Annotated in this window: 8 protein-coding genes; 2 read left to right on the top strand and 6 right to left on the bottom strand. The window is 37.4% G+C overall.

The genetic code is table 11. The annotated features are described in order from the left end of the window. Positions 1-41: 41 nt before the first annotated feature. From DXB63_RS01260 to DXB63_RS01270, 3 genes are all read right to left on the bottom strand, one after another. Complete coding sequence (locus DXB63_RS01260; protein ID WP_122124548.1) at positions 42-707, bottom strand: outer membrane beta-barrel protein; 666 nt, start codon at positions 705-707, stop codon at positions 42-44. A gap of 39 nt (positions 708-746) precedes the next feature. Continuing rightward, positions 747-1223, bottom strand: coding sequence for a hypothetical protein (locus DXB63_RS01265; RefSeq protein ID WP_122124549.1), 477 nt, complete (start codon positions 1221-1223; stop codon positions 747-749). Between the two features lie 96 nt (positions 1224-1319). After that, positions 1320-1550, bottom strand: a complete 231-nt coding sequence (locus tag DXB63_RS01270; protein WP_122124550.1) for an XRE family transcriptional regulator — start codon at positions 1548-1550, stop codon at positions 1320-1322. Positions 1551-2044: 494 nt separating this feature from the next. Between DXB63_RS01270 and mutS the strand changes: the two genes are divergently transcribed. Together mutS and DXB63_RS01280 are read left to right on the top strand one after the other, a co-directional pair. Next, positions 2045-4657: a DNA mismatch repair protein MutS gene (gene mutS, locus DXB63_RS01275; protein ID WP_233522719.1), complete on the top strand. Its 2613-nt coding sequence runs from the start codon at positions 2045-2047 to the stop codon at positions 4655-4657. A gap of 3 nt (positions 4658-4660) precedes the next feature. Beyond that, positions 4661-5344 carry a DUF6563 family protein gene (locus DXB63_RS01280; protein WP_122124551.1) on the top strand — a complete coding sequence of 228 codons (684 nt, stop codon included), beginning with the start codon at positions 4661-4663 and terminating at the stop codon, positions 5342-5344. Here the strand turns inward: DXB63_RS01280 and DXB63_RS01285 are convergent. From DXB63_RS01285 to lgt, 3 genes are all read right to left on the bottom strand, one after another. After that, positions 5319-6941, bottom strand: a complete 1623-nt coding sequence (locus tag DXB63_RS01285) for a tetratricopeptide repeat protein (RefSeq protein ID WP_122124552.1) — start codon at positions 6939-6941, stop codon at positions 5319-5321. The genes DXB63_RS01280 and DXB63_RS01285 overlap by 26 nt on opposite strands. Before the next feature lie 71 nt (positions 6942-7012). Continuing rightward, entirely contained in the window at positions 7013-11506 is a 4494-nt protein-coding gene (locus DXB63_RS01290; RefSeq protein WP_122124553.1) for a carboxypeptidase regulatory-like domain-containing protein, read from the bottom strand. Positions 11507-11928: 422 nt separating this feature from the next. Beyond that, positions 11929-12777 (bottom strand): prolipoprotein diacylglyceryl transferase, encoded by an 849-nt coding sequence (gene lgt, locus DXB63_RS01295; RefSeq protein WP_122124554.1) that lies wholly within the window; start codon positions 12775-12777, stop codon positions 11929-11931. Positions 12778-12784: the final 7 nt, after the last annotated feature.

The following is a 12784-nucleotide window of genomic DNA, read 5'->3' on the forward strand; positions in this document are numbered from 1 at the left end:
GAGCTCTGATAATTTGTTATAAGTGATTAAGAACAGTAGGCTTAAAAAGCAACTCCGAGTCGTACCATGAAATTGCTGGCTCCTCCTTCTAAATCAAAATCTGTAGCCAAGAATCCTTTTTGATACATAAGATCCAGATTAAAACGTTTATACCATACACCGACGCCGATATTCATACCCACATCAAGACGGTTATAATCTTCTATATCGCCTAATTTAATATCTTCAGATTCGCTATCTCCTTTGTAACTTACTTTATCGGTCGCTTTTCCTGCATAATCACAACCTAAATAAATACCCACATGCGGATCTATTTTTATATCATCTGTCACTGCAATTTTCCATCCGAAGTTGAATGGAGCCCATTGTATATTATGTGCAGTATATGTTTCTTCCACTTTATAACCGCCGGCAGATTCGGAATATTTGTAACCTCTGCTTCCCAAAGCAAATCCCATACCCCAATATGCACCTTTACTTTTGATTGTTTTATTGAAGTCAAATCCTAAATTATATCCAAATTTAGATCCGACATCTTTATAATCACTTCCGCTGAATGTATTACTACCTACACCAACACGAAACATCCACGTTGTTTTGGATTCTTTGGGTGTAGAAACGGTTGAAACGCTTCTGGAAGTAACAATTTGTGCATTTATTGCTGTACAAAATAGGGTGGTACTCAAAATCAGTAATAGTTTTTTCATTGTTCTAAGAAATTAAATTAATAGTGTTGTTTATTCAATTTATTTTGTTTTGATTATTGCTTGTATTTTGTCTTTCTCATTAGTTGTGATTGTTTTTTCCATGCGAATCCATTCGTAATCTTCCGGTTTTGCAGTAGTCCATCCTTTATAGTTGGCAGGATAACCGATAACTTTTACTTCATATCCGGTTCCGTCACTAAGAGAAGCTATATCAAAGGTAGCAGCTACAATAACGTCTGCATTATGCTTTTGAGTTGAATTGAAAAGTGCACGGGTTCTGAGATTACTTACTTCACCATTGAGTGCATTAACTTCTTTATTGGTAAATTTCCAGCTGTCGACAATTTTCCCTTTACTTTCATTTATTTCCAATTCTACAATTAAAGGTTTTACATAGGCATTTTGTACGGGTTCAAGCAAACGTGCCTGAGATTCTCTGAATTCTACTTTGTTTTGTGCGTATGCTCCGCTAAACCCAACAGTTGTTAAGAACATAATTAATAATAACTTTCTCATAAATAATGTCGTTTTTATTGTTAAGTAATCATTATGCAAATGTCCGTATAAAAAGATTACTGTTAATCAATTTTGTATTGCAGGAATGACACGCTTTTATTGCGAATATTGCGACTTTTCCTTTTGATTTATCTCTTCTGCAAGTTCTTTGAAGAAATTACGATGGAGAATTATTGAGATTCGGGTGAGTATGTTAGTGTCAATACTGTTTTTTTGAAAGATACGATAAACATTGGAGCGATCACAAGAGAGTTTTTGGGCAAACCATGATATGCTCTTTCCTTGATGTTCAAGTTCTTCCTTTATCAATTCGCTGATGGTTTTCATAAATTTGGCAATGAAAGGTTGTGATATATAAGCATGGTTCCATCTGCTTAATTACTTTGTATGTTTATATGGGTGATCGAATCAAAGGGATATAAAAAAGACGTGGAACCGAACTTTATTATTTACTGAGGTTCTGGAATACCCGTCTAACAATAAAATTAAGCCCACGTCATAAACGACACGGGCGTATAACTCTATATTCTTTGTTAGACGTTGAATTTTCCAGATTCCAGTAAATTTAAGAATAAAAGCTAACGCTCTTTTATATATATGTCTTTAAAATATTTTAGTTCGCCATAGGCATTATCTTTAATGTTATTTGGCAAATGTAGAAAAGAAGCATGAAATCTCCTAATACTTGTACCTTAAAACTTATATTTATCTTGGGTGGTATTAAGCCTATCTTCATTAATTTTATCTATTTTCTTTATCTATCTTCATCAAAAAACGAGTATCTTTGTCCTCGTTATTTATTAAAAAGAAAGGATATAAAAGTGGCAAATGATATCGTTTTAACCCCGATGATGAAGCAGTTTTTGGACTTGAAAGCCAAGCATCCGGATGCGGTGATGCTGTTTCGTTGTGGAGACTTCTATGAAACTTATTCCACAGATGCTATTGTAGCTGCAGAAATACTTGGCATAACACTTACAAAACGCGCTAACGGTAAAGAAAAAACCATTGAGATGGCAGGTTTTCCTTATCATGCACTCGATACTTATTTGCCGAAGCTGATCAGGGCAGGGAAGAGGGTTGCTATTTGTGACCAGTTGGAAGATCCGAAAACAACAAAAAAACTGGTTAAACGAGGCATTACGGAGCTTGTCACTCCGGGTGTATCCATTAATGATAACATATTGAATTATAAGGAAAACAATTTTCTTGCCGCTATTCATTTTGGAAAGGCTGCATGTGGCGTTGCTTTCCTTGATATTTCTACGGGAGAATTTCTTACGGCAGAGGGACCTTTCGATTATGTGGATAAACTATTGAATAATTTTGCTCCGAAAGAAGTGTTGTTTGAACGGGGCAAACGTGGCATGTTCGAAGGTAATTTCGGCTCTAAGTTCTTTACTTTTGAGTTGGATGACTGGATATTCACCGAAAGCAGTTCGCGTGAAAAACTATTAAAACATTTTGAAACGAAGAATCTTAAAGGATTCGGAGTAGAGCATTTAAGAAACGGTATTATTGCTTCAGGGGCTATCCTGCAATATTTGGATATGACACAACATACGCAGATTGGTCATATTACATCGCTTTCACGGATTGAAGAAGACCGTTATGTACGTCTTGATAAGTTTACTGTGCGTAGTTTGGAACTTATCAACAGTATGAATGACGGGGGCATTAGTCTGCTCAACGTTATTGATAAAACAATCAGCCCGATGGGAGCCCGTCTATTGAAACGCTGGATGGTATTTCCTTTGAAAGATGAGAAACCTATCAACGAACGTCTCAATGTGGTGGAGTATTTCTTCCGTGAGCCGGAATTTAAGGAAATGATAGAGGAACAACTTCATTTGATTGGCGATTTGGAGCGTATTGTTTCTAAAGTGGCCGTAGGACGTGTATCTCCTCGTGAAGTCGTTCAACTAAAAATTGCTTTACAAGCGATAGAGCCGATAAAAGAGGCTTGTTCCGCTGCCGATAATCCGAGTTTGAACAGGATAGGAGAACAGCTTAATCTCTGTGTTTCTATTCGTGACCGTATTGCCAAAGAGATAAAGAACGACCCTCCTTTGCTGATTAATAAAGGAGGATTTATTCAGGATGGAGTGAATGAGGAACTGGACGAACTTCGTAAGATTGCTTTTTCGGGTAAGGATTATTTGCTTCAAATACAACAGCGTGAGAGTGAGTTGACGGGTATTCCAAGTTTGAAGATCGCTTATAATAACGTATTTGGTTATTATATTGAAGTGAGAAATGCACATAAAGATAAGGTACCTCAGGAGTGGATTCGTAAACAGACGTTAGTCAACGCAGAACGTTATATTACGCAGGAGCTGAAAGAATACGAAGAAAAGATTCTTGGTGCGGAAGATAAGATTCTGGTACTGGAGACAAAGCTTTATAATGATTTGGTGCTTGCCTTGACCGAGTTTATTCCGGCTATACAGATTAATGCCAATCAGATAGCCCGTTTGGATTGTTTACTTGCTTTTTCCAATATAGCTCGTGAGAATAATTATATCCGTCCGATAATAGAGGATAGTGATGTCATTAATATTAAGCAGGGCAGGCATCCAGTGATTGAGAAACAATTGCCGATAGGAGAGAAGTACATTGCAAATGACGTATATCTCGATAGTGAAAAGCAGCAGATTATTATTATTACCGGTCCGAATATGGCAGGTAAGTCGGCTTTATTAAGGCAGACTGCATTAATTACCTTATTGGCTCAAATAGGCTGTTTTGTACCTGCTGAGAGTGCCCGCATAGGATTAGTCGATAAAATATTTACCCGTGTGGGTGCAAGTGATAATATTTCCGTTGGCGAGTCTACTTTCATGGTTGAGATGAATGAGGCGGCTGATATTCTGAATAATATATCTCCCAGAAGTTTGGTGCTTTTCGACGAGTTGGGGCGTGGAACTTCTACGTATGACGGCATCTCTATTGCATGGGCTATTGTAGAATATATCCATGAGCATCCGAAAGGTAAAGCGCGAACGCTTTTTGCTACCCATTACCATGAATTAAATGAAATGGAGAAATCTTTCAACCGTATTAAAAACTACAATGTATCGGTTAAAGAAGTCGATAATAAAGTAATTTTTCTTCGTAAACTTGAACGGGGTGGGAGTGAGCACTCTTTCGGTATCCATGTGGCAAAGATGGCGGGAATGCCTAAGAGCATTGTAAAACGTGCCGATGATATTCTGCATCAACTGGAAACGGATAATCGTCAACAGGGAATTTCTAAACCGTTATCTGAAGTAAGTGAGCATAGAGAAGGTATGCAATTAAACTTCTTCCAGTTGGATGATCCTATCCTTTGTCAGATTCGTGATGAGATTCTTAATCTTGATGTCAATAACCTGACTCCGCTTGAAGCCTTGAATAAGCTGAATGATATTAAGAAAATTGTGAAAGGAAAATAAGCTATGAAGTATTTTTGTTATGCTGTTGTTTGTTTTCTGTGTGTAAGTTTATCATCATTTTCTCAAGAGAAATATTCGGTTAGACCCAAACAAAAGTCTCAGGATAATGATTCTGTATTTATTACTAGTGGGAAGTATTATTCGACTTATGGGGATTATGTAATAGGGAAATATAATGAGATAACAGATTTGGTAGTATCTGCGCGTGAAAATTCTTTGATTGGAGGGGGCGATTTAAAGATTGAAGTAAAAAATAAAGATTTAAAGAAGGTTCTTAAAAAAGCGCGTATTATCGAATACCAGAATATGCTTTTGGTTAATTGTAAAGGATTAAAAAATGGAGCTTTTCGTTTAGGGACAGGATATGCTCCTGCATTTTGCTATAGTTATAAAAAGATAATATTTGCTTCTATGCCGGTTGGTAGTAGAGAAGCTTTTATAACAACAAGTTTTGGGTTAGTAGGTGCTTCTATTGTCTATGATAAGCTTGTTTGTTATTCAATATCTTCTGATTCTAAGAATGTTAATCGGATTTATGAGGAGGATGTGGAGCAAATGTTATTTAAACGTCCTGATTTATTAGAACGTTATAGAAACGAGAATAGAAGAGACAGGACATCTGCTCGTACTGTTATTAAATATTTGCGTGAAGCCGGATTAATCAAACCTTCTGAAGAAATGCAATAATATCTTCATCGGAAGCCAATTCCAGATGTTTTCTCAATCGATGTCGTGTCATACTGATTGTTTTGGTAGAGTTGCCGGTAATGAGAGTTATTTCTTTGGAAGAAAGGTTCATTCTGAGCAAAACAGCCAGATTCTTTTCAGCAGTTGTAATACAAGGAAATCGTTCTTCCAGACGTTTTGAAAAGGCTTTGTTTTGTTCTTCTATCTGGATGGATAACTCGTCCTTCTGTTCTTCTATTTGATATTGCGCGATAAATGTATTTACTTTTTTCAAGTATGTGAGTTGTTCTGCCGATTCCATTTTATAGGTTTCTCTGATCATATTCCTTATCTTTTCAAGCAATTCGTTTCTGCTTCTTAAGAACAATAACATATATCCTAACTTCTCTTTTGCAGCTTGCAGTTCATGATCTATATTTCCTATCTTTTCTTCTTTTTCTTTAATTTCCAATTCCATAATTTTGCGTTGTGACTGCTCTAGCTCGTATTGTTGGGCGATTAGTTCCAGTTCTTTTTTCTTTTTGAACCAGCGGAAACGGGCAAATAATAATAGTATACAAAGTAACATGACAATAAATGTTATTATCCAGTTCTTTTGTAGTATGGCAAGATCATGTTCCTTTTGTTGAAGCTCGTACTCTTGTTTTAGTTTAAGCAATTGCTGACTTGTTATTTTACGTTCTATTTCCCGCAGGTTCTTTTCGGATTGTATCTCTTTATTGACTTCCGTTTGCTTTTGAAGGCAGCTATAAGCCAATGGATAATCTTTTTGAGCCGCATAAATCAGTGAGCGTTGCAGATAGTTTTCACTTAAAAGATCTTTTGCTTTTACCCTCTGTGCATATTCTTTAGCCATGTCCAATGCAACCAGAGCATCCTCATACTTGTGCAAATAATAATATTGTTTTCCAAGATTATTGTAATTTGCGGCTACAGACCAGATAATTCCAAGAGATAAGTTGATTTTTATAGCTTCCTGTATAAGTTTGACCTTTTCTTCACTGTTGCCCGGTGACATACATAAGTTGTTGATGACGGCGGCTATATTTCTTTGGCTATTGGTTTTTCTAAAAATATCAAGTGCCATATTGAAGAAATAGTCAGCTTTATCATATTCCTGTGCATTATAGTAGATAAATCCTTTATGATTGTATGACAACGCAATGCCAATGGAATCGGATAATTCTTGATATATTTCCAAACTCTTGTCTGTATAGTCTATTGCTCTATCTTTATTGTTTAGTTTTGTATAACCCCAACCAATGCCATTGTATATTTCTGCTTGTAAAGAGATGGAATCGTCAGGACAGTAGTTTAATGCATTGAAGCACAAACTTAGTCCGAGGTCGAAATCTCCCTCAAACATAGTTATTCTTGCGTAAATGAAAAGAGCCCGGCTGCAAATGACAGGATCGTTTCTTTCTTTACCTATTTCGTATGCCTGCTGGGCATTTTTTATTGCTTCTTCAGGGTTTGACGTGTCTAATTCATATGCTTTTCTAAGTATGGCTTCGACGTCGTCATTTTGTGCTAAAATTCCTATTCCTGACTCTGATAAAGCCAGGAATAGGAATAGGAATAGTATAAGTGTTTTCATTATATTCTCTTATTTGCACAAAATTAAGAGAATTTTGATTAATGGCAAATATTTGTTTAAGAATAAAGATTCTATTTTATGATAATCTTATGGATAGACTGGCGGTTATCCAATGTTGTTATGTATACCATATAAACACCTTTCGATAATCTGTTCAAATCGATTTCCGGTTGATTTTCTGAACTCATAATCGGCGTTCCGGCCATAGAATATAGATTCATCAGCTTATAATCACCATTTATCACCAGTTTGTTTTCGGGAGTTAGATAAACAATGAGATTTCCATCATTTACATAATCGATATTATCGCCTCCTATTACTGTAAAGTCGATAGATACCGGATTTGATTCTCCTGAATTATAAACTTTAGTTATCGCGGCAGTGTGCTTGCCCGATGATAGTCCGGTCAATAAGTATTTGCTGTCTTGAGTTTCGGTTATCAGCTTGTTGTCCAGATATACTTTATAAGTCTTGAAAGAACCGTTTCCTTCTTCCGGATTTGTTATAAAGTTCTTGTCTGTACCAATAAAGACATCATCAACCAACAATAAGAAACTACTTCTTGAATGACTATTTAATATCACGTATTTGGCTTCTTTCGGTATGGAATAAGAATATTCCGTATATTCTGTAGGAACGTTGATAAACTCCTCTTCCAGATAAGTGAAACTGCTTAATTGGGCATCTGTGGTAGAATATCCGACACGAATTCTTTCCAATCCGTTCTCACTGTCATAGCTTCTGGCAAAGAAGCTGAAAGTGAAGTCTTTGTGGAAATTAAGTTTCGGTGAGATTAAATAGTCATCACTGTCGTGCATAATTATTTGTTCGTTTTCATCTTCTGTTTCTCTTGAAGCGAAGAATCCTAAAGCACGCTGGCCGGAATGAGCTGTGTTAATGCCCAATGGAGGCTCGGTTGTATTAGAATTGAATATGATAGCAGCCATCGGTTCACGCATATTCGGGAATGTTGTAGCACCAAATCCATAAGTTGGGTATCGGTCGTTATCTACGTATTGCCATCCTGTATTACCAACCGGATTAAGTTCGAAATCTTCATAAGAGGAATCTTCGAATCCGTCTTCAATATTGGCAAACAGATTCCATAATAATTGCCATTCTGCCGGCTTGTCTGTTGCCATAATATCAATATTAGATACAGGAGCTTTTTTCTGAATTAGCGTATATGAGAACTCATATTGGTCATTCTCCGTTACATTCAGATTCGTAACCTGTTTCTCAAATCCGGGTTGCATTAAAGTCAAAGTATAATTGCCTTTCCATATTTTCTGGAAGGTTGCTTTTCCATTCGATACCGTTGTTTGGTACTTATTTCCTTTATTATCGTCTATGTTGATAGAGGCCCCTTCTGCATCTTTCGGAACAGAGTTGGTTGTTACGTTCATTGTGATGTTTGTGAATTGTTTATGGTAAATAGGAGCTGATATTGTGGCATCAGAGGTAAGCTTGTCTAGCGGATAGTTTGCCTTAACGGCATATTTGTATGTATCTTTAGGTAGATTGGCAAACGTTTCATCGACTGTTGTCAATTCTGTTGTTCCTGCTTTTATCTTTGTCCATTTTTCAGGAGTAGACTGTTCTTTTTCGGTCATTCTCCATACATCGTAGGTTACATTTAGCGGATGTTCGCTAGCTTCTATCATTTCGCCTTCTGCCCGTAGCATGAGAGCGCCTTCCCAATTTCTTGCGTCGAAATAAGTGTAACCATTGGGGTACCGATAGTCTGTACTGAAACATTGGATTTGTTTTCCTATGACATCAGAATTATTATCGTTGGCTAAATATACGTTTCCATCACTGCTCAGAGCCAGCATGAAACCACGTGGAGCGTTTACTCGTTCCGGTAGTTCAAATGTAGTCCATACGTCGTCATTTGTAGGAACATTCTTTTGTGAGAATAATAATGTGCCTGTAGGCATTCCGTTTTCATCAAGATCAATGATATACACGTGAACATACGGCTTCTTTCCTTCGCTGCTATTGGTGAACCATTTTACGCGATGGATAGTGGTAGGAGTACGGAAAATATTTCCTAATATATGGTATTCGCCACCTTCGTTATATCCCATAGGTTCTTTAGGTGTACCGTTGTCATATAAATATTCTACGGTATCGAAGGGACGTTCCCAATTAATAGTTTGATTTCCTGTGTTTGATTCTTCTGTGGTGACAGAGGACGGCGGGATATTCTTATAGGTTAATTTAATGACTTCATTGCTGACATTACCCTGTACCTGCAATGGCTGATTAGAAATTACTTCAAAGTTATTCTTTCTGACCGTTAACTGATAATTGTCACTCTTATATACTTTATCAAACGTATATTCTCCGTTTTCGTTTGTGGATGTCTTGTAATTATTGTATCCGCTTATGGTTACCCAAGCTCCTCGAACGGGAGTATTTCCGTTGTCGGTAATCTTTCCATTCACGCTGTACTGAGGTAATGTTGTGATTGTAATATTACTTTCCGTTGTTTTTAGCGGTGTTACGGTTATCTTTGTTTCTTTTTCTTCATATCCGAGCAAAGTAGCTTTTAAATTGTATTCTCCGGCAATGATGTCCGTGAAGCTATATTTGCCTTCTGTATCGGATTGTGTAGTAAACGTTTCTTGTCCGCTTAGCGTTAAAGTAACATTTGCCAATGGGTTTGTTCCGTCTGTAACAGTTCCTGCTACTTCTCCTTTATCCTGTTCTTTCAGCAGGACATCGTTGATATGAAGTACCATTCCTTGATTTGAAACGGAAGTATGTTGCAGTCCTAAATAGTATTTACCGCTTTCTTCCAATACAGGTAATGTGACATAGAATACAGTGCCATAATATGACTTTATTTCCAGATCTTGTACGATAATAGTTTGTGCTTCCGGTTCTATTTCTTTGCCTAAAGTAATTCTTAGTCGTTCTGTTTCATAATAAGCAGTATTTGCTTTGAATGATAATTCATATATTTTACCTTTCTCGAGTGCTAAAGGAGGAGATACTAACCAATTATTCGTTGGAGTGAAATTGGTTTTGTCTGCACATGATTCGGCTCCATTTTTAGAACCTACAGACTTTCCAAAATACCAGCAATCTTCTTTTTCATCTCTATTGAATACTGTCCATAAATTAAAATCCTCTTCTGTGTCCAATGGTGATGAGAATGGCATTTGAATACTTTCTCCTAAAGCTACGGAATTTGATATTGCGCTACCTCCTTCACCATCAGCGCTGATAGCAATGATTTGATAACTATAATTGGAGAAACTTGTTACGTTTTCGTCTGTGTAAGATGTCTCTTTTGTGCCGTTTATCAGTGTTGTGTTATCAGGTTTACGTATGACTTTATAAGCTAATGACTCCTTATCAAACCAACTGTTGTTTAATCCGGTGGTCGGCGCTTCCCAACTGATTGAAGCACTTATGGTACTAAGTTTTGTTGCCACTACATTATTCGGGGCGGCAGGTACGTCTCGTCCGGCGAAAATGGAAATCCATGCGGGAATACTTTCGTTGTTATCGGACGTATAAGTTATGACCTTATATTTATTCGTTTGATTCGGAGCGGAGGTGTCTGTCCATTCGGATGAAGAGCCTTTTGTTATGCCTGTCAGTTTATGTACTAATGTATCGTTTCGATAGATTTCTGCATAAGAAAGGTTGTTAAGGTCTTTATTATCGAGTGTTTTGCTTGGGTTAGTCCAACTTAACACCGGAGCTAAGCTTTCATTTACTTTGATTTTTAAGTCATCAATCGTTTTAGGACTTTCAGGAACGGCATCGGTAAAAGCCATGTATAATCCTCCCACCAGATAATTAGCTGGGAAAGAGTTAATCATCCTAACTTCTTTCTTCTCTAAATCAACTTCATTGAAGAACCTTCCGCTCCAGGTTTGATACGTCCAATATAATCGTCCGCTGTTGTGGTCGAAGTCCATTGATTGGAAATTCTCGGTATAATTATCTGTTGGAAAAAGTTCGGTTAACGTTCCGTCATTTTTATCTACGGTGTATAAATCTCCTCTTGAAGACATCGCATAGAGTATTCCTTCCGGGCTTGCTGCTATAGCATAGATAGAGGCATTAGGTATGTCTTTTATAAGAGTGGGATCTCCATTTTCCGTATTTACTTTAATCAGGGTAGTATTTGGCCAATTTTCCCATATTGCGTATAAGGTTGAGGTGGTATAGTCATAAGTCATGTCCAGGAAAAAGGAAGTAGCGTCAGACATATCCCTTAACAGGTTTCTGTCTCCTGTTTTCAGGTTGTATGTATATATACCGAGAGGTTTTTGCTCCTTGTTAAGTATCATTGTGTAATACTTTCCATTGGCATAAGTACCGGCACTTGCTATTTCGTTGTCTTCTAGCGGGAAATACATTTCCGGTTTATTGGGAGTTTTAATATCGAAACAGAAGATTCCGGGGCTATTGGATAATTCCATTGCATATCCCTTTGTAGTTGTTTTTACCACAGGAGTTTCATTTCCCGGTGAGGTTGCAAAAGCAGAAACGATAGCAGTAAAAATAATGACTGCTGTTAAGGAGAAGAATTTTGCTTTCATAATAGATTGGTGTTAGAGTGATACATACGTATTTTTCAAACACAAATTTATCAAACACAAAGAATTATGTGCAAAATCAAAGAGCTTATTTGCTCCTACAAACAGGTGTTTTTATCTGTTTCTGCTACTACAAATAAAAAATTAACGTATTGATAATTAATGGAATAATGTTTATTATACCTTCTACAAATATATTATTTTTTAGGAAATCATTTTGAAAGATGAGAGTATAATATTCTTTCTTATTTCTTTTGCTTCCCTTACGATTTGATAGGGGATAAGGAGGGATTAAATATTCTTCAGGAGGGTTGAATCGTTTCGCCCGGCTCATCCTGTCGTTTGCCCATGGGAAGCCTGTCGTTCAGGCATGGTGAAACGAATGGATTTCCATGCCTGAACGATTGGAATGTCTTGTCGGATGATTAGAGTTTTCCTTTTGGTTTACCCACTTTGTCCAAGCGTTTACCGTAGAGCATACAGGCTACTCCCAGAATGACAAAGGGGATGCTGAGCCATTGTCCCATATTAAGCATCATATCTGCCTCAAATGCTTCCTGAGGAGCTTTTAAGAACTCTATGAAGAAACGGAATGTGAAGATCAGCGTCAGGCACAGTCCGAAGAAGAAACCGCGATGCAGTTTATCTTTGTATTTCTTATATAGATAGATTTCTATAAAGAAGAACAGAAGATAGGCGAGTGCTTCGTAAAGTTGTGCCGGATGGCGTGGTTCCATGCCTTCACGAGGAAAGATAAATGCCCATGGCACATCTGTTACCTTACCTACGATTTCGGAATTCATCAGGTTTCCCAAACGGATAAAGCAAGCCGTGGCAGGGGTTGCGATAGCTATGTTATCCAAGACATCGATGAAATTCAGCTTTGTTTTGCGTACATACAACCACAGGGCAACAATAAGTCCTATTGTTCCGCCATGACTGGCAAGTCCCTGATATCCGGTAAACTGCACTCCGGCATCGGTAAATTTTACGGGCAATATCATTTCTGCTATATGTGAAGAATAATAATCCCAGTCATAGAAGATACAATGTCCTAAACGCGCACCGATGAGAACACCGAAGAAGCAATAGAAAAACAACGGATCAAAGAGCTTTTCCGGGATTCTCTGGTCTTTGTAGAGCCAACGTACGATGTAGTAAGCCAGTCCCAGTCCGATAGCCCACATGATTGAATAATAGCGGATACTGATACCGAACAGGGAAAACATTTCCGGATCGGGATTCCATACGATGAAATTTAGTAAACTGCTCATAGTGTTG

The organism is Bacteroides sp. OM05-12 (assembly GCF_003438995.1).
Lineage (GTDB): Bacteria > Bacteroidota > Bacteroidia > Bacteroidales > Bacteroidaceae > Bacteroides.